Raw genomic sequence first — 16,401 nt, 5'->3', positions numbered from 1 at the left:
CCTGACATCATCGAACCGAATCTTGAGGGGCGTCGCCGGACATGGCTGAAGCGTTGCGTGTTGGAATTGCCGGTCTCGGCACCGTCGGCGCGTCGGTGGCGCGCGTGCTGCGCGACAAGGCGGCGGAACTGACGCGCCAGTGCGGACGCGACATCGTCGTGTCGGCGGTTTCGGCCCGCGATCCAAAGCGTGACCGCGGCGTCGATCTCGGCGCGGCCAAATGGTTCGACGACGCGACGAAGATGGCGCAGACCGCCGATATCGATGTCTTCGTCGAGTTGATCGGGGGCGACGAGGGAACTGCGCGATCGTCGGTGAAAGCGGCGCTCGAGGCCGGCCGCCACGTGGTGACCGCCAACAAGGCGCTGCTCGCCAAGCACGGCGTGCAGCTTGCCGAGATCGCCGAGAGGAAAGGCGTGCTGCTCAACTACGAGGCGGCGGTGGCTGGTGGCATTCCGGTCATCAAGACGATGCGTGAGGCGATGGCCGGCAATTCGATCACGCGCGTCTTCGGCATCCTCAACGGCACCTGCAACTATATCCTGACCCGCATGGAGGCCGAGGGCCTGTCGTTCGACGCCTGCCTGAAGGATGCGCAACGGCTGGGTTATGCCGAGGCCGACCCGACCTTCGACATCGAAGGACACGATACCGCGCACAAGCTGTCGATCCTGACCAGTCTCGCCTTCGGCACGAGGATCGCCGCCAACGACATCTACATGGAAGGCATTTCCAACATCAGCCAGGCCGACATCCGCGCGGCCGGCGATCTCGGCTACCGGATAAAGTTGCTCGGCGTCGCCCAGCGCACGGAAAGCGGCATCGAACAGCGCGTGCATCCGACCATGGTGCCGACGGCCTCGGTCATCGCCCAGGTGCATGGCGTCACCAATGCCGTCGCGATCGAAACCGATATTCTGGGTGAACTCCTGCTCTCCGGTCCGGGCGCCGGCGGCAATGCCACCGCCTCGGCTGTCGTCGGCGACATTGCCGACATCGCCAAGAGCCGACCGGGTTTCCAGCACGGTCCGGTGTTCGGCCGGCCGACGAAGGAGTTGAAGCCCTACAAGAAGGCGCAGATGCGCAGCCATGCCGGCGGCTATTTCATCCGGCTGACCGTGCATGACCGTATCGGCGTCTTCGCCGCGATAGCCAAGCGTATGGCCGACAACGACATTTCGCTGGAATCGATCGTACAGCACGCTGCCGGTCCGGAAACCGAAGCCGAGAAGACGGTCATCCTCGTCACCCATGAGACGACCGAGGCTGCGGTGCGCAAGGCCGTCGACGGCATCACCAAGGACGGCCACCTGAATGACAAGCCGCAGGTGATCCGCATCGAGCGGGCGGGGTAGAAGTCTCCCCTTCTTCTTTAATCGATTGATATCGTTGCTTTTTCAAAAAAGACCCGGCTAGGTCTTGCTGTTGTCATGGAGCTTTGACACAAGGAGCGCCGCTTCTGGCGGGAGGCTATGTGCCAACGAGGATTTTCCACCGATGAATGTGGCCCAGAGCATCGTCGCCGGTCTTGACCGGATACTCACCATGGAACTGGTGCGTGTCACCGAACGCGCCGCGGTCGCGGCCGCCAGATTGCGCGGACGCGGCGACGAAAAGGCCGCCGACCAGGTCGCGGTCGATGCCATGCGCCAGGAGCTCAACCGTCTCGCCATCAAGGGCACGGTGGTGATCGGCGAGGGCGAGCGCGACGAGGCGCCGATGCTCTATATCGGCGAGGAAGTCGGCTCCGGCAAAGGCCCGGCGGTCGATATCGCGCTCGATCCACTGGAAGGCACGACGATCTGCGCCAAGAACCTGCCCAATGCGCTGGCCGTCATCGCGATCGCGGAAAAGGGCAGCCTGCTGTTCGCGCCCGATGTCTACATGGACAAGATCGCCATCGGCCCGGGCTACGCTGACGGTGTCGTCGATATCGACGCCTCGCCGGCCGAAAACATCGCCAGCCTGGCCAAGGCCAAGGGTGTGCCGGTATCGGAGATCACCGCTTGCATCCTCGACCGGCCGCGCCATGGCAAGTTGATCGAGGCAGTGCGCGCCACGGGCGCCGCGATCCGGCTGATCGGCGATGGCGATGTCGCCGGCGTCATCCACACCACCGACCCGGACGAGACCGGCATCGACATCTATCTCGGGACCGGCGGCGCGCCGGAGGGTGTGCTGGCGGCTGCTGCTCTGCGCTGCACCGGCGGCCAGATGCAGGGAAGGCTGATCCTCGACACGCCGGAAAAAGTGGCGCGCGCGGCGAAGATGGGCATCTCCGATCCAAAGCGCGTCTACCGCACGCAGGACATGGCGCGCGGCGACGTGCTGTTCGCGGCGACCGGCGTGACCGACGGCAACATGCTGGCCGGCGTCAAGTTCGGCCGCAATTCCATCACCACGCACACGATCGTGCTGCGCTCGTCGTCGCGCACCGTGCGCGAGATCAAGGCGCGCCACCAGGATCTGGAAAAGTTCTGATTCGCCAGATTTAGCCGTCGCATATTGTGAGAGCCGTCGCATATTGTGAGAAATGACAATTTGCAGACGGCGCGTCGCGTGACGGGCGAAAGACGTATTTTCCTCGATGTCAGGCAGTCGGCCACTGGTGTCTCCTGGGAGCACCGGTTGACCGAACGGCAGGACATGACCGCGCTCGCCATAGCGCAAGGCCACGGCGTGCCGGACATTGTCGCGCGCGTCCTTGCCGGGCGCGGCGTGAGTGCCGAGCAGACTGAGCGGTTCCTCGATCCGACCATCCGCGACCTTTTGCCGGACCCGGCTTCGCTGACCGACATGGACAAGGCCGCCGCGCGGATCGCCGGCGCCATCATGGCCAGGGAGAAGGTGGCGATCTTCGGCGACTACGATGTCGACGGCGCGGCCTCGTCGGCGCTGCTCAAGCGGTTCCTCGCGCATTTCTCGGTGCCGTCGGAGATCTACATACCGGACCGCATCTTCGAGGGGTACGGCCCTAATCCGGAAGCCATGCGCGAGCTCGTATCGCGCGGCGCGACGCTGATCGTCACCGTCGATTGCGGCACCAACAGCGCCGTCTCCATCGATGCGGCGAGGCAGGCCGGCGCCGATGTCGTGGTGCTCGACCACCATCAGGTCGGCGGGCCATTGCCGGCGGCAAATGCGGTCGTCAATCCCAATCGCGAGGACGATCTTTCGGGCCAGGGCCATCTCTGTGCGGCGGGTGTCGTCTTCCTCACCCTGGTACAGACGGCGAGGGTTCTACGCGGCCTGCTGCCGGACGCGGCGCCGCCAGACCTGCTTGCCCTGCTCGATCTCGTGGCGCTGGCCACTGTTTGCGATGTGGTGCCGCTCACCGGGGTCAACCGCGCCTTCGTGGTCAAAGGCCTGCAGATGGCGCGCCAGCAGCGCAACGAGGGGCTGGCGGCGCTGGCGCGGGTCTCGCGCATCGGCGAGCCGATCAGCACCTTCCACCTGGCCTATCTGATCGGTCCGCGTATCAATGCCGGTGGGCGCATCGGCGATGCAGCACTCGGCAGCCGTCTGCTGGCGACCGACGATCCGGTCGAGGCCGGCGCCATCGCCGAGACGCTCGACCGGCTCAATCAGGAGCGGCAGTTGATGGAGCAGGAGATGCTGGCGGCGGCGCGCGTCGAGGCCGATGCCGAGCTTGCCGGCGGCAATGGCCCGGCCATTGTCGTCACCGCCAGCTCCAATTGGCATCCGGGCATCGTCGGCCTGCTCGCCTCACGGCTAAAGGACCATGCGCGCCGGCCCGCCTTCGCCATCGCCTTCAACGCCAATGGCGTCGGCACGGGTTCGGGCCGCTCGGTGTCGGGCTTCGACCTGGGACGGTTGGTCCGCGAGGCGGCCGACGCCGGGCTGATCGTCAAGGGCGGTGGCCATGGCATGGCCGCCGGCATCACAGTTGAGCGGGCGAAACTCGGCGTACTCAGGGCGTTCTTCGAGGAACGCGCGGCGGCGGACGTGTTCCGGCTGCAGGGCGAGGAAAGCCTGGCCATCGACGGTGCGATGTCCGCCGAGGGCGCGACGCTCGACCTGCTCGATGCGCTGGAGAAGGCGGGTCCGTACGGCGCGGGGCATGTCGCGCCGGTGTTTGCGCTGCCGCGCCACCGGCTGGTCGATGCACGGGCGGTCGGCACCAATCACATCCGCGCCGAATTGCAGTCGGAAAGCGGCGGCCGCATCCAGGCGATCGCCTTTCGCGCCGTCGATACCGCACTCGGCGAATTCCTGTTCAAGAACAGGGGCAAGACGGTGCATGTCGCCGGCTCGCTGTCGGGCAATCACTGGAACGGCAACCGCACCGTGCAGTTCCGCATCGTCGATGCCGCGCGTGCATGAGGATGCATCGATATTCAGGTGATGCCGGCCTGCAAATGGCAGTTTCCTGCGCTTCCGGTGGTCACGTACTAACAGTACGCTCCGCTCCGACCTTCGCCGGCCGAAGCCCTCATAGGCTTCCGTGCTATGAAGGCTACGGCTGACGTAGGCCGGTTCTCGGAACCCACCGTTTTCGACTCGGGCTGACCCGATCTCGATACACCTCAGGCGAGAACCGTCTGCAGCCTGGTCAGCTCTTCGATTTGGCTCATCGTCGCCTGATAGCCGATGCGGATCGCCTCGTCGGCGCGATGGAATTCGGTCAGGCCGATATGGCTGAGCTTCGGTTGCAGCGACATGTCGGGCGGGTCGCCGGCAAGCCGCGCGCGCGAAATGCGGTCCTGGATGATGTTGAAGGCTTCGACCATGACGCCGGTGATGCCGAGCCGGGACTGGTATGCGGTGTCGACCTGGCCGGCCCTCGGCGCATCCTTTTCGATGACCAGTTCGCCGGCGCTGTGCTTGATGACGGCGGCGCGACCGAACAGATCGTAATGAAGGTTGACCGCGACGACGAGCGGCTGCTCATAGGCGCGGCAGACCGAGACCGGCACCGGATTGACCAGTGCGCCGTCGACCAGAACGCGCCCGTTGCAATTGACCGGTTCGAATACGCCGGGCAAGGCATAGGAGGCGCGCATGGCTGTGGTCAGCGAACCGCTCGACAGCCAGATTTCATGGCCGGTGCGGATCTCCGAGGTGACGCAGACGAACGGCTTCGGCAAATCCTCGAAACGAACCCCGGCAATGTGCTCGCGCAGCCTTGCATCGAGCTTCATGCCACCGAACAGGCCGCTGCCGCGCAGATTGAGGTCGAGAAGACCAAAGATGCGCCGCTTGGTCAGGCTTCTGGCGAATTCTTCCAGTTCGCCCAGCTTGCCTGAGAGATAACAGCCACCGACCAGCGCGCCGATCGACGTGCCGGCGATCATCGACACTTCGATGCCGGCTTCGTCGAGCGCACGCAGCACGCCGATATGGGCCCAGCCGCGCGCGCAGCCGCCGCCCAATGCCAGTGAAATGCCGGTTTTCCTGGCAGGCTTCGTCTCGGATGCTCCGCCGGACGAGGAGGGACCATTGGCTTCCCTGACATCCGGCCTGTTGCGCAATGACGCCCATTCGAGCATCACGATCTCCCTTGTCCCACGGCTAATATAGAGGCGGGCCGTATCGAAATCATGAATATACGTGACGGCACGTCGGCGAATGGTTCATATGGATGGTTCATTTGGGCTTTCGATACGTTTTTTCCGCATCGAACAGCTGCTTGCTGCCGTCGCCGGCAAGCGTCCCCTTGCCGTCGATCAACCCCACCGTCCGATAAAAGCAGGAACGCCGGCCAGTGTGACAGGTTGCGTCGTGGCCCAACACTTTGACGCGCAACCATATGGCGTCCTGGTCACAATCCGTGAGCATCTCGACGACATTCTGCACATTGCCGGAGGTTTCGCCCTTCTTCCACAGCGCCTTGCGCGAGCGCGACCAGTAATGAGCGATGCCGGTTTCGAGCGTCAGCGCCAGCGCCTCGGCATTCATATGCGCGACCATCAGCAGCATGCCGTCTTCGGCATCGGTAACGACGACGGTGACGAGGCCGCCGGCATCGAAGCGCGGCGAAAAGACCGCGCCTTCCTCCAGTGCCTTCTTGTCCGATGGAGCTTTCGGGAATTCCACTGCCGACATCGCCGGTCCTTGTTCTGTACAACCGGCGAAGCTCAGTCAGGCTCCGCCGCGCACCATGGTGACGAAACGGACCTGCTCTTCGGGCGTATCCTTGAAGATGCCGGTGAAGGTCGAGGTCAGCGTGGTGGAACCCTGCTTGCGGATGCCGCGCATGGCCATGCACATATGTTCGGCCTCGAGCATGACGGCGACGCCGCGCGGATTGAGCACGTCCTGGATGACGCCGGCGATCTGCGCGGTCATCGCTTCCTGTGTCTGCAGGCGATGCGCGAAGATATCGACGACGCGCGCGATCTTGGACAGGCCGACAACCTTGCCGTCCGGCAGATAGCCGACATGCGCCTTGCCGATGATCGGCACCATGTGGTGTTCGCAATGCGAGTGGAAGGTGATGTCCTTGACGATGACGAGGTCGTCGTAGCCGGCGACTTCCTCGAAGGTGCGGCCGAGTTCATCGGCCGGGCACATGTCATAGCCGTTGAACATTTCGCGGAACGCCTTGGTGACGCGCTTCGGCGTGTCGATCAGGCCCTCGCGGTCCGGGTTGTCGCCGGTCCAGCGCAAAAGCGTGTGCACCGCAGCCTCGACCTCGGCTTCGCTCGGCCGGTCGGTAACCGGCTTTTCCATATAGGCGGACTGGGGCATGAGCTTCTTGATGACGGCATCCATTAAAGGCGTCTCCCGTAGTTCCTCTCCCGGGAGGAACGAGTTGAACGGACCACGACCTTTCGTGCTTGGAAATCGCCCGGTTTCCAGCCCGCAAGCGGCGTGAACTGATGTGAGCAAAGACATGGCCATTGGTTGCCTTGTCGATGCCCGACTGCCAGCATTATATATGGTCGTGCCGAGCGAATGAAAGACACATCAGCGGCAATCGCTGTTCGCTTGGCGGCGACAGATTGGAAAAATATGATCGACGACGTCTACAATGCGAAAATTCTGGGTTTTGCCGGAAACATCGCGCGGATCGGCCGGCTCGAACATCCCGATGCGACGGCGCGAGCGCATTCCAAACTGTGCGGCTCGACGGTGACTGTCGATCTGAAGATGGATGACGGCATCGTCACCGATTTCGCGCATGACGTGAAGGCCTGCGCGCTCGGCCAGGCGTCGTCCTCGATCATGGCCGAGCATGTCGTCGGCGCCAGCGCGGATGAATTGCGCAGCGTGCGCGAGACAATGCTGAAGATGCTGAAGGAGAATGGCGCGCCGCCGCAAGGCCGTTTCGCCGACCTCAGATATCTGGAACCCGTGCGCGATTACAAGGCGCGCCACGCCTCGACCATGCTGACCTTCGATGCCGTGGTCGATGCCATCGGCCAGATCGAGAAGAAGCGGGCGGAAGAGGCGGCCTAATCAGGTTTCGTTTCGGTCGGCCATGCGCGGAGTTCCTCGAAAAGCCAGTCTGCAAAAGTCTTTGCTGGCTGGCTGAGGCGTTGGAAATCAGCAGCGACAAGCCAATACGAGCCATAAGGCACTTCCATCTCAAATGGACGGACCAGGAGACCGGCTCGAAGATCGGCGCCGTTCAGGATACGATCACCCAACGCGACGCCATGCCCGAGCTTCGCGGCCTGCATGGCAAGGGCTGCATCCGTAAACAATGGTCCTCTCTGAAGCGCGAGATCTGGAAGATCTACCGCCTGAAACCACCTCGCCCAGCCATCGCGATTGTAGTCGTGGAGCAACGTATAGTAGCGCAGGTCGGCAGGAGATGTCAGCGGGGCGCCAGACGCGAGCAATGCGGAAGTCAGGACTGGCGTCACCAGAACGTCGACCAAATGCCACGCTTCAGTGCGTGGCCAGGACCGGGCGCTCGCTCCATAGCGAATTGCGATCTCTGCTTCGTGCCCGCGGAATTCGATAAGCCGGGATTCCGCATCGATCGAAATGTCGATATCGGGATGCCGTTCCCGAAACGAGTTGAGACGCTGTATCAGGAACTCGCCGGCAAAGGACGGTTCGACACTGACCGTTAATTGGCTCTGGGCCGGCTTGCTGACAATTTGCGACAGCCGACGGTCGATATCATCGAAACTGGCGGTCAGTTGAGCAAGGAGGGTTTGCCCCGCTTCCGTCAACTCGACCTTGCGATGAAGTCGCTCGAACAGCGGCTTGCCGATCAGCGTCTCCAACTCCCTTATCTGGCGACTGATTGCTGCCTGCGAAACGAAAAGCTCCTCGGCAGCGCGGCTGAAGCTCAGGTGCCGGCCGGCGGCCTCGAAACTTCTCAATGCCGTCAGTGGAAGCCGCCCGCGCTTCATTCGCATAACCCAGAGTTATCCGAGGCGGAAATTATACTCGTTTGAGGACGAAGGCCAGCAGCGATCTAATCGCTGCCTGGAGGAGAAGCGGCCATGAACGAACTTCTGGATATCTTCGGTGACGTGATGCGGATCGTGACGTTTCAGTACCAGCCGCCAAGACCGACGCGTATGGAGTCCGGTGGAAATTGGCGAACCGAAACAGGTTCGCCTCAGCGGACCCACCCGACGGGCCGCGCGTATCCGCGCCATCGTTGAATGCCATCGAGGAGCTAAAGAGACATTGCTTTCCCCGGCCAATGTCCACATCTATCGACGACAGGAAGACGATCCGGATCGCGATGAGCAACGAACACCAGCACGCACATGCTGCATTGGCCGGACGGCGCGGGCGCAACTGGCCCGGTCCGTGGCGCAAGACGCCGGGCCGTGTCCTCGGCACGTCGCTGGTTCGGCTCTATCAACTGACGCTGTCCGGTTTTGTCGGCAATTCGTGCCGGCACTTGCCGACCTGTTCCGAATACGCGCATGAGGCGATCGCCCGCCACGGCCTGTGGGCCGGCGGCTGGATGGGGCTTTTCCGGGTGCTGCGCTGCGGGCCGTTCGGCACGCATGGCATCGATCGTGTGCCGGAGGCACTGGCCGATCGCTATCGCTGGTTCATGCCCTGGCGGTATTGGCAGATCGGTAGGAAGCCCGGCGAATCCGGGGTCTGACTGCATCCCCAGGATTTCAGCGCCGGCCGGTCTTTTACGATCTGGTAGGGTTAACATCAGCCTGCACAAAGACTGCGAATTTGAGACAAAATCGAGACAAGACGCCTCGCTAAGCCGTTTCCGGTGATCCCTCCAGGAAAGAGCTTTGCATGCGCCAGATAGACCGCCGTCCCTTCGTTTTTGCGATCGTTCTCTTTCTTCTGGCCTGGTTCCTTGGTTTCCCGATGCGGGCGCAGTCGGCACCGCTCGGCGATGTCGAATGCACGCTGATCCAAGATACCGTGAGCGGCGAGACGCTCTACCAGGACGGCGTTTGCGACCAGCGCTTCAGCCCGGCGTCGACCTTCAAGGTGCCGTTAGCCCTCATTGGCTATGACTCCGGCATTCTGAGCGACGAGCACACGCCAAGCTGGGACTACAAGCCCGAGTTCAAGGCGGTGAAGCGGGACCGGAAAACCGTCGACCCCACGATCTGGGAGCGCGATTCCGTCCTCTGGTATTCCCGTGAAATCACGCGCCGGCTCGGAGCCAAGCGCTTTGCCGGATATGTCACGAAGTTCGGCTATGGCAACATGGATGTCTCCGGCAACGCCGGCAAGAATGACAGCCTCACAAATTCCTGGGTGAATTCCTCGCTCGAAATATCGCCTGTCGAGCAGATTGCTTTCCTGCGCCGGCTGCTTGCCGGCCAAATGCCGGTTTCGGTCAGGGCGCATCAGATGGCCAAAGCGATCATTCCGAGCTTCCAGACGGACGGCTGGACCGTGCAGGGCAAGACCGGGAGCACCAGGCTCGGCAATGGCGGCACGGACAAGCGCTCGCTTGGTTGGTTCGTCGGCTGGGCTGAAAAGGGCGACCGCCGGATCGTGTTTGCCCGGCTCCTCGTTGATACGAAGCGGACCGACATGCCGAAGGGCCTAGCGACGCGCGCAGCGTTCTTGAAAGAGCTGCCTGGCTTGATCAAATAGGCGGAACGGGCGCTTTACGGCGTCGGAATCTACCCCTAAAAGGCTGCCGCTACCGGACGCATCCGGCATTTCACCACCCGCGCTCGTTTGCGGGACTGGATAGGAGAAGAACGTGCTGAATACCGTTTCCCTGACATTTCCCGATGGCTCCGTCCGCGACTACGACGCGGCGATGACCGGCGCCGGCCTGGCGGAATCGATCTCGAAGTCGCTGGCCAAGAAGGCCGTCGCCTATTCGATCGACGGCGTGGTGCGCGACCTCGGTGACCCGCTCGGCAAGTCCGGCAAGGTCGAGATCATCACCCGCGAGGTTCCGCGCGCGCTGGAACTCATCCGCCATGACGCAGCACATGTGCTGGCCGAAGCCGTGCAGGAATTGTGGCCGGGAACACAGGTGACCATCGGGCCGGTGATCGAGAACGGGTTCTATTACGACTTTGCCCGCAACGAGCCGTTCACGCCCGACGATTTCCCGGTGATCGAGAAGAAGATGCGCGAGATCATCCAGCGCAACAAGCCGTTCACCAAGGAAATCTGGTCTCGTGACAAGGCGAAGAAGGTGTTCGCCGACAAGGGCGAGCGCTACAAGCTGGAGCTGATCGACGCCATTCCGGAGGATCAGGATCTCAAGATCTATGCCCAAGGCGACTGGTTCGACCTCTGCCGCGGCCCTCATATGGCCTCGACCGGGCAGATCGGCAACGCCTTCAAGCTGATGAAGGTGGCCGGTGCCTATTGGCGCGGGGATTCCAACAACCCGATGCTGACGCGCATCTACGGCACGGCCTGGGCCGACCAGGCACAACTCGATGCCTATCAGACGATGCTGGAGGAAGCCGAAAAGCGCGACCACAGGAAGCTCGGCCGCGAGATGGACCTGTTTCATTTCCAGGAAGAGGGGCCTGGCGTCGTCTTCTGGCACGCCAAGGGCTGGAAGATGTTCCAGAACCTGGTCAACTACATGCGTCGCCGGCTTGACGAGCAGGGCTACCAGGAGGTCAACGCGCCGCAGGTGCTGGACAAGAGCCTGTGGGAGACGTCAGGCCACTGGGGCTGGTATCGCGACGCCATGTTCAAGGTGACGGTCGCCGGCGACGACACCGACGACGACCGGGTGTTCGCGCTGAAGCCGATGAACTGCCCTGGCCACGTGCAGATATTCAAGCACGGGTTGAAATCCTACCGCGATCTGCCGGTAAAGCTTGCGGAATTCGGCAATGTGCATCGCTACGAGCCGTCCGGGGCGCTGCATGGGCTGATGCGCGTGCGCGGCTTCACGCAGGACGACGCGCATATCTTCTGCACCGAGGAGCAGCTCGCGTCGGAATGCCTGCGTATCAACGATCTGATCCTGTCGACCTATGCCGATTTCGGTTTCGACGAGATCAGCGTGAAATTGTCAACGCGTCCCGACAAGCGCGTCGGCACCGACGAGGCATGGGATCATGCCGAGGCGATCATGGGCAGTGTGCTGGAGACGATCCGCACACAGTCCGGCAATCGCATCAAGACCTCGATCAATCCGGGCGAGGGCGCCTTCTACGGCCCTAAATTCGAGTATGTGCTGAAGGATGCTATCGGCCGCGAATGGCAATGCGGCACCACGCAGGTCGACTTCAACCTGCCGGAACGGTTCGGCGCCTTCTACATCGGTTCGGATTCGGAGAAGAAACAGCCCGTCATGGTGCACCGCGCCATCTGCGGCTCGATGGAGCGCTTCCTCGGCATCCTGATCGAGAACTATTCCGGTCATTTCCCGCTGTGGTTCGCGCCATTGCAGGTTGTGGTGGCGACGATCACCTCCGATGCTGATGACTACGCTCAAAAGGTCGTTGCGCAGTTGAAGGCGGTCGGGCTCCAGGCGGAAGCCGATCTGCGCAACGAGAAGATCAACTACAAGGTCCGCGAGCATTCGCTGGCCAAGGTTCCGGTCATCCTCGTCTGCGGCAAGCGCGAGGCGGAGGAAGCGACGGTCAACATCCGCCGCCTGGGTTCGCGCGATCAGGAATCGCTTGGTCTCGTCGAAGCCGTGAAGCTGCTTTCCGATGAGGCGGTCACGCCCGACCGGAGACGCCGCGCGGCCTGATCTCTTCAGAGTCACAACGAAATGGCGGTGGAGCGATCCACCGCCATTTTCACATCCCTGTCATGGCGTGAGTTTAAAAAGCCGCAATGCTGAAGCTGAAACTGCGCGAAAGACCGTTTCCCGAACTTTCCTATGCCAGCCCGCATCAGCCGGCATTGACGCGCTGGTTCATCCATTCGATCGAAGGCCTGTCCGGGCGCGACCGCTATGCTGCGCTCTACGATTTCTGGCGCCGTCACGTGGTGCCGACCGGCGAGCGCGTGTTCAGCCGCATGCTGGAACTGATCGATGTCCGGGTGCGGACCGCCGATCAGTGGCCGCCGGCAAGGCTGCCCGACACACCGTTGGTGATCGTCGCCAACCATCCGTTTGGCATAGGCGACGGCATAGCCGTGCTCTCGCTGGCCGAGCAGCTTAAGCGCCCGTTTCGTGTCATGATCCACAAGGATCTGCTCAAGATCAGCGAGATGGAGCCCTATTCGCTGCCGATCGACTTTTCCGAAACCAAGGATGCGCTCAAGAACAATATGGCGGTGCGCCATGAGGCGGTGCGGCTGCTGAAGGAGGGCGTTACCATCGTCGTCTTTCCAGCCGGCGGCGTCGCCACGGCGCCGAAGGGGTTCGGCCGGGCGCGCGACCTGCCATGGAAGATGTTTCCGGCCCGTCTCGTCCAGGATGCCAGGGCCTCGGTCATTCCGATGCATTTTTCCGGTCAGAACGGTCGGCTGTTCCATCTGGTCAGCGGTCCGATGAACATGGCCGAGCGTGACGGCCGCGTGGCGAAGTTCGTCGGCAAGGCCTCACTGACGCTGCGCACATCGCTGCTCATCCGTGAATTCGCGCGCCTCTCCGGCAAGTCGATCGACGTGCGCGTCGGCGACGCGTTGAGCTGGGAAGAGCTGGAGCCGCTGCGCGACCGCAAGATGCTGCTCGACCGTCTCCATCGCGGCGTGTTCGATCTGGCGCCGGCCGAGGCGCGGCGGAAGAAGCTTCCGTTCCTGCAGGGGCGGACGAAGCTCGCGGCCTGAGTTGCGACTTTGCGATTCAACGAAAAGGTGGAATCGCTTCAGTCCGCGCCTTCCTCAGGATCGATCGCCGAGGCTTCCGAGGCCAGGACCTCGATTTCCTTGTTCTGTCCAGCCACGACCGTAAAATCCTTCTGGTAGATACGGTCGCGATTCTTGGCGATGATGGTGTAGTCGCCCTCGGCCAACACCATCGAGGCAAAGGCGCCGACGGTTTCCTTGATCGGGTCGCCGGATTCGTTGAGCAGCGACCAGGAGGTGTCAGCGATCGCCTCGCCGCCGGCTTCGCGCACCAGCTTCATGGTCATCTCGGCTGCGCGATGCTCGACAGTCGCTTCGGTCAGCTTGCCGGCCTCGACGCGGATGTCGGAGCGTATGACCGCATTCACCGCGCCGTAGGTCGAAACGACGTGGTAGACGCCGGCGTTCAGCCGCACGACGCTGTTCGGCTCGACGTCGGGGATGATCAGCGCACGGTCGCCATTGGCTTCGGCATGGTCCTCGTAAATCGAAAAGCGCAGCTTTTTCGGTGGGATGCGCGCCCCGCCCGACAGCACGGCGTCGAGCTTGAGACCGCCGGCATCAAGCACGAGGCTCTCGCGCTTGGCGTCCTTGCCGACGGTGATGCGCTTGGTAGCACCGGCCCGACCATATGAGGCATGGACCAGATAGCTGCCGGGCTCGAGCTGAAACACGGCGGTGCCGCCATGGGCGGAAGCGACCATCGGCAGCTTGCCGTCGCTTGCTGTTTCAGGCTTGAAGACACGCCAGACGATGCCGCGCGTGATGTCGGCGCCCCTGTCGGTCAGTTGCGCCGACAGCGTGATCGCGCCGCTGCTGCCCAGAGCCAGCGATGTCTCGCTTTTCGGCCTCGCGTAGCTGGAAATCCCGGGAAGCTTCAGATTGCTAATGCCGTCCGCATTCTGGGCGATGGCGGACGCGATCGGCACCATGAACAGTGCCACACCGAGCCAGACCAGGAAAAGACGAAGCATCCCCTCAAACATGCCTTGCGTTGAAGCCCAAGGCGGTGGCAATTTCAAGGCTTAAGAGTCCGGATCGCTTCTGCTGGGCCATGTTTCGGTCTAAAGGATTCTTGCCGTCCCGGCGCGTCCGCGCCACTGCCCAAGCCGCCCGATGTCGCGATGGCGTGCTTCAGCTCAAATTCCAGGAGACTTGCACCCATGGCGTCGCCGATCATCGACTTTCTGCTGACCCGAAATTCCGCGCCGATCCCGGAGTTGAAGGAGCCGGCGCCCAGCGAGGCCGATATCGCGACCATGATTGCCGCCGCCTCACGGGTGCCGGACCATGGCCGGCTGGAACCCTGGCGCTTCATCCTCTACCGGGGCGAGGCCCGCTTCGAGATCGGCAAGAAGCTGGCGGCCCTTGCCGAACAGCGCGAGGGGCCGCTGCCCGAAGGCCGCCGCAACCAGGAACTGGCGCGCTTTTCGCGCGCGCCGCTGGTGATCGGCGTGGTGTCGAGCCCAAAGGAGAACCCGAAAATCCCGCAATGGGAAATGTTCCTGTCCGGCGGCATGGCGGCGATGAACCTGATGATATCGGCCAATGCGCTGGGCTACGGCACCAATATGATCAGCAACTGGTACTCAGACGTGCCTGAGGGCAGGGCGTTGCTGGGGCTGGCGCCGCATGAGCGCGTTGTCGGCTTTGTCCATATCGGCTCCTATCAAGGGCCAGCGCCGGAGCGGCCGCGCCCGGATGCGGCGAAACTCTATGCCGACTATCAGGGACCCTGGGTGGAATAGAGATGTTCTACGAACCGTCGAAAGGGCACGGGCTGCCGCATGATCCGTCCAAGGCGATCGTGGCGCCGCGCCCGATCGGATGGATCTCGACAGTGGATGGGCAAGGCAGGATCAATCTCGCGCCCTATTCCTTCTTCAACGCCTTTTCGACCCGGCCCTTCCTTGTCTGGTTCTCGTCCGAAGGCGAGAAGGACAGCGCCACCTTTGCCGAGGAAACGGGCGAGTTCGTCGCCAATCTGGTCAGTCGCGAGCTGGCGGAGAAAATGAACCGGACGGCTGTCGACGCGCCGCGCGGCATCAGCGAATTCGGCTATGCCGATCTGGCCATGGCGCCGTCGCGTCTTGTCGCGCCGCCGCGCGTGGCGGCAGCGCCCGCGGCGCTCGAATGCCGGGTGACCGAGATCCTTCGCCCGAAAGCGCTGGACGGAACATCGACGGGCGCGGTTGTGGTGGCCGGCGAAGTCGTCGGTGTCCATATCGACGACGCTTTCCTGAACGACGGCAGGTTCGATATCGTCAAGGCGGGCAATGTCGGCCGTCTCGGCTATATGGACTATTCGAGCGTCAACGAGATCTTCTCGATGCGTCGGCCCCGGTGGGGAAAAGAATAGGGCTGGGCAGATTACGCCAAAACCCCGGCTGCCCTGGCGCGTGCCAGAAGCCGTTCGGCGAGCCGAAGATGCGGCCGGTCGTACATCTTGCCGTCGATGCCGACGACACCGGGGTTTCCCGCCGCCTCAAATGCGGCAACCAGGGCAGCGGAATGCTGAACGGCCTCAGCCGATGGCGTGAAGGCGGCGTTGATGACCGGCACTTGCGCCGGATGGATCGCCATCTTGCCGGTGAAACCGTCGCGCTCGGCCTCGGCGCATTCATTCTCGAAAGCAGCCATGTCGCGAAAGCCGGGGAAGACCGTGTCGATCGCGGCGACCTCCGCCGCACCCGCGGCAAGGATGGTCATGGTTCGGGCAAACCGGAACAGATCGGTGTAGCGGCCATTTTCGTCGCGCGCCGTGCGGGCACCGATCGCCGCCGACAGATCCTCCGCCCCCCAGGTGATGCCGGCAAGCCGCGCGCTGGCCTTGGCGTAGGTCGTGGCCGCCAGCACGCCTGCCGCCGTTTCCGTGATGATCGGCAGAATTCTTATCGCGCCGTCCGGCAGGCCGTTTTCGGCTTCGTGCACCCTCAGTCTTGCCGAAAGCTGTTGGACATCCTCGCCGCTGTTTGACTTCGGCAGCATGATGCCGTCGGGTTTGGTCGGAACAAGTGCCGCGAGATCGTCGTCGGTCAGCCCGCTCGACAGATCGTTGACCCGAACATAGATCGTGGCCGTGGCCTGATGCCGATAGGCGGCAATGAAGTTCGCCGCGATGTCGCGCGCCGCCGGCTTGTTCCCGGGCGCCACGGAATCCTCGAGGTCGACGATGACCACGTCGGCGCCAGCGCCAAACCCCTTCTCCAGCTTCTTTTCCGAATCGCCGGGAACGAAGAGCAGCGAACGCATGGT

Annotated in this window: 17 protein-coding genes; 11 read left to right on the top strand and 6 right to left on the bottom strand. The window is 63.0% G+C overall.

Features of this window, described 5'->3' with window-relative positions; all coding sequences use genetic code 11:
* Window positions 1-41: 41 nt before the first annotated feature.
* From C9427_RS04690 to recJ, 3 genes are all read left to right on the top strand, one after another.
* Window positions 42-1,355, top strand: coding sequence for a homoserine dehydrogenase (locus C9427_RS04690; protein WP_107648019.1), 1,314 nt, complete (start codon window positions 42-44; stop codon window positions 1,353-1,355).
* 142 nt (window positions 1,356-1,497) lie between these two features.
* Window positions 1,498-2,481: a class II fructose-bisphosphatase gene (gene glpX / locus C9427_RS04685; protein ID WP_107648018.1), complete on the top strand. Its 984-nt coding sequence runs from the start codon at window positions 1,498-1,500 to the stop codon at window positions 2,479-2,481.
* Window positions 2,482-2,559: 78 nt separating this feature from the next.
* Entirely contained in the window at window positions 2,560-4,344 is a 1,785-nt protein-coding gene (recJ, locus tag C9427_RS04680) for a single-stranded-DNA-specific exonuclease RecJ (RefSeq protein ID WP_107648192.1), read from the top strand.
* Window positions 4,345-4,547: 203 nt separating this feature from the next.
* Here the strand turns inward: recJ and C9427_RS04675 are convergent, their stop codons facing one another.
* The 3 genes from C9427_RS04675 to folE form a co-directional block, all read right to left on the bottom strand.
* Window positions 4,548-5,510 carry a patatin family protein gene (locus C9427_RS04675; protein ID WP_107648017.1) on the bottom strand — a complete coding sequence of 321 codons (963 nt, stop codon included), beginning with the start codon at window positions 5,508-5,510 and terminating at the stop codon, window positions 4,548-4,550.
* 97 nt (window positions 5,511-5,607) lie between these two features.
* Window positions 5,608-6,066, bottom strand: a complete 459-nt coding sequence (gene hisI, locus C9427_RS04670) for a phosphoribosyl-AMP cyclohydrolase (protein WP_107648016.1) — start codon at window positions 6,064-6,066, stop codon at window positions 5,608-5,610.
* A gap of 36 nt (window positions 6,067-6,102) precedes the next feature.
* Window positions 6,103-6,735: a GTP cyclohydrolase I FolE gene (gene folE / locus C9427_RS04665; RefSeq protein ID WP_107648015.1), complete on the bottom strand. Its 633-nt coding sequence runs from the start codon at window positions 6,733-6,735 to the stop codon at window positions 6,103-6,105.
* 240 nt (window positions 6,736-6,975) lie between these two features.
* On the opposite strand from folE, the gene C9427_RS04660 reads away from it, so the two are divergent.
* On the top strand, window positions 6,976-7,422 hold the full coding sequence (locus C9427_RS04660; RefSeq protein ID WP_107648014.1) for an iron-sulfur cluster assembly scaffold protein: 447 nt from the start codon (window positions 6,976-6,978) through the stop codon (window positions 7,420-7,422).
* Here the strand turns inward: C9427_RS04660 and C9427_RS04655 are convergent.
* Complete coding sequence (locus C9427_RS04655) at window positions 7,419-8,330, bottom strand: LysR substrate-binding domain-containing protein (RefSeq protein ID WP_107648013.1); 912 nt, start codon at window positions 8,328-8,330, stop codon at window positions 7,419-7,421. The two genes, C9427_RS04660 and C9427_RS04655, sit on opposite strands and share 4 nt — an antisense overlap.
* 93 nt (window positions 8,331-8,423) lie before the next feature.
* On the opposite strand from C9427_RS04655, the gene C9427_RS34010 reads away from it, so the two are divergent.
* The 5 genes from C9427_RS34010 (at window position 8,424) to C9427_RS04635 (ending at window position 13,128) form a co-directional block, all read left to right on the top strand.
* Window positions 8,424-8,588, top strand: coding sequence for a hypothetical protein (locus C9427_RS34010; protein WP_167434249.1), 165 nt, complete (start codon window positions 8,424-8,426; stop codon window positions 8,586-8,588).
* An 83-nt stretch (window positions 8,589-8,671) separates the two neighbouring features.
* Window positions 8,672-9,046 carry a membrane protein insertion efficiency factor YidD gene (gene yidD / locus C9427_RS04650; RefSeq protein WP_107648191.1) on the top strand — a complete coding sequence of 125 codons (375 nt, stop codon included), beginning with the start codon at window positions 8,672-8,674 and terminating at the stop codon, window positions 9,044-9,046.
* 149 nt (window positions 9,047-9,195) lie between these two features.
* Window positions 9,196-10,014, top strand: coding sequence for a class D beta-lactamase (gene blaOXA / locus C9427_RS04645; RefSeq protein WP_107648012.1), 819 nt, complete (start codon window positions 9,196-9,198; stop codon window positions 10,012-10,014).
* Window positions 10,015-10,126: 112 nt separating this feature from the next.
* On the top strand, window positions 10,127-12,100 hold the full coding sequence (gene thrS / locus C9427_RS04640; RefSeq protein WP_107648011.1) for a threonine--tRNA ligase: 1,974 nt from the start codon (window positions 10,127-10,129) through the stop codon (window positions 12,098-12,100).
* An 86-nt stretch (window positions 12,101-12,186) separates the two neighbouring features.
* Window positions 12,187-13,128 carry a lysophospholipid acyltransferase family protein gene (locus tag C9427_RS04635; RefSeq protein WP_107648010.1) on the top strand — a complete coding sequence of 314 codons (942 nt, stop codon included), beginning with the start codon at window positions 12,187-12,189 and terminating at the stop codon, window positions 13,126-13,128.
* A gap of 38 nt (window positions 13,129-13,166) precedes the next feature.
* On the opposite strand, the gene C9427_RS04630 is transcribed toward C9427_RS04635, so the two are convergent.
* On the bottom strand, window positions 13,167-14,132 hold the full coding sequence (locus C9427_RS04630; protein WP_107648009.1) for a hypothetical protein: 966 nt from the start codon (window positions 14,130-14,132) through the stop codon (window positions 13,167-13,169).
* A gap of 177 nt (window positions 14,133-14,309) precedes the next feature.
* Here C9427_RS04630 and C9427_RS04625 point away from each other — a divergent pair, with 177 nt between their 5' ends.
* Window positions 14,310-14,894, top strand: coding sequence for a nitroreductase family protein (locus C9427_RS04625; RefSeq protein ID WP_107648008.1), 585 nt, complete (start codon window positions 14,310-14,312; stop codon window positions 14,892-14,894).
* A gap of 2 nt (window positions 14,895-14,896) precedes the next feature.
* The gene (locus C9427_RS04620) at window positions 14,897-15,505 is read left to right on the top strand and encodes a flavin reductase family protein (protein WP_107648007.1); all 609 of its coding nucleotides are present in this window, start codon (window positions 14,897-14,899) and stop codon (window positions 15,503-15,505) included.
* A gap of 11 nt (window positions 15,506-15,516) precedes the next feature.
* Here the strand turns inward: C9427_RS04620 and C9427_RS04615 are convergent, their stop codons facing one another.
* Entirely contained in the window at window positions 15,517-16,398 is an 882-nt protein-coding gene (locus tag C9427_RS04615) for an HpcH/HpaI aldolase/citrate lyase family protein (RefSeq protein ID WP_107648006.1), read from the bottom strand.
* Window positions 16,399-16,401: the final 3 nt, after the last annotated feature.

It is taken from the genome of Mesorhizobium helmanticense (assembly GCF_003034915.1).
Taxonomy (GTDB): domain Bacteria; phylum Pseudomonadota; class Alphaproteobacteria; order Rhizobiales; family Rhizobiaceae; genus Mesorhizobium; species Mesorhizobium helmanticense.
The sequence above is the reverse complement of the archived record's forward strand: the minus strand, read 5'-3'. Positions and strand labels throughout refer to the sequence as shown.

Excerpts from the sequence above, each read along its gene's own strand:
- C9427_RS04690 (WP_107648019.1), top strand. The coding sequence starts at position 42 with ATGGCTGAAGCGTTGCGTGTTGGAATTGCCGGTCTCGGCACCGTCGGC.
- glpX (WP_107648018.1), top strand. The coding sequence starts at position 1,498 with ATGAATGTGGCCCAGAGCATCGTCGCCGGTCTTGACCGGATACTCACC.
- C9427_RS04675 (WP_107648017.1), bottom strand. The coding sequence starts at position 5,510 with ATGCTCGAATGGGCGTCATTGCGCAACAGGCCGGATGTCAGGGAAGCC.
- hisI (WP_107648016.1), bottom strand. The coding sequence starts at position 6,066 with ATGTCGGCAGTGGAATTCCCGAAAGCTCCATCGGACAAGAAGGCACTG.
- folE (WP_107648015.1), bottom strand. The coding sequence starts at position 6,735 with ATGGATGCCGTCATCAAGAAGCTCATGCCCCAGTCCGCCTATATGGAA.
- C9427_RS04660 (WP_107648014.1), top strand. The coding sequence starts at position 6,976 with ATGATCGACGACGTCTACAATGCGAAAATTCTGGGTTTTGCCGGAAAC.
- C9427_RS04655 (WP_107648013.1), bottom strand. The coding sequence starts at position 8,330 with ATGAAGCGCGGGCGGCTTCCACTGACGGCATTGAGAAGTTTCGAGGCC.
- C9427_RS34010 (WP_167434249.1), top strand. The coding sequence starts at position 8,424 with ATGAACGAACTTCTGGATATCTTCGGTGACGTGATGCGGATCGTGACG.
- yidD (WP_107648191.1), top strand. The coding sequence starts at position 8,672 with ATGAGCAACGAACACCAGCACGCACATGCTGCATTGGCCGGACGGCGC.
- blaOXA (WP_107648012.1), top strand. The coding sequence starts at position 9,196 with ATGCGCCAGATAGACCGCCGTCCCTTCGTTTTTGCGATCGTTCTCTTT.
- C9427_RS04635 (WP_107648010.1), top strand. The coding sequence starts at position 12,187 with ATGCTGAAGCTGAAACTGCGCGAAAGACCGTTTCCCGAACTTTCCTAT.
- C9427_RS04630 (WP_107648009.1), bottom strand. The coding sequence starts at position 14,132 with ATGTTTGAGGGGATGCTTCGTCTTTTCCTGGTCTGGCTCGGTGTGGCA.
- C9427_RS04625 (WP_107648008.1), top strand. The coding sequence starts at position 14,310 with ATGGCGTCGCCGATCATCGACTTTCTGCTGACCCGAAATTCCGCGCCG.
- C9427_RS04620 (WP_107648007.1), top strand. The coding sequence starts at position 14,897 with ATGTTCTACGAACCGTCGAAAGGGCACGGGCTGCCGCATGATCCGTCC.
- C9427_RS04615 (WP_107648006.1), bottom strand. The coding sequence starts at position 16,398 with ATGCGTTCGCTGCTCTTCGTTCCCGGCGATTCGGAAAAGAAGCTGGAG.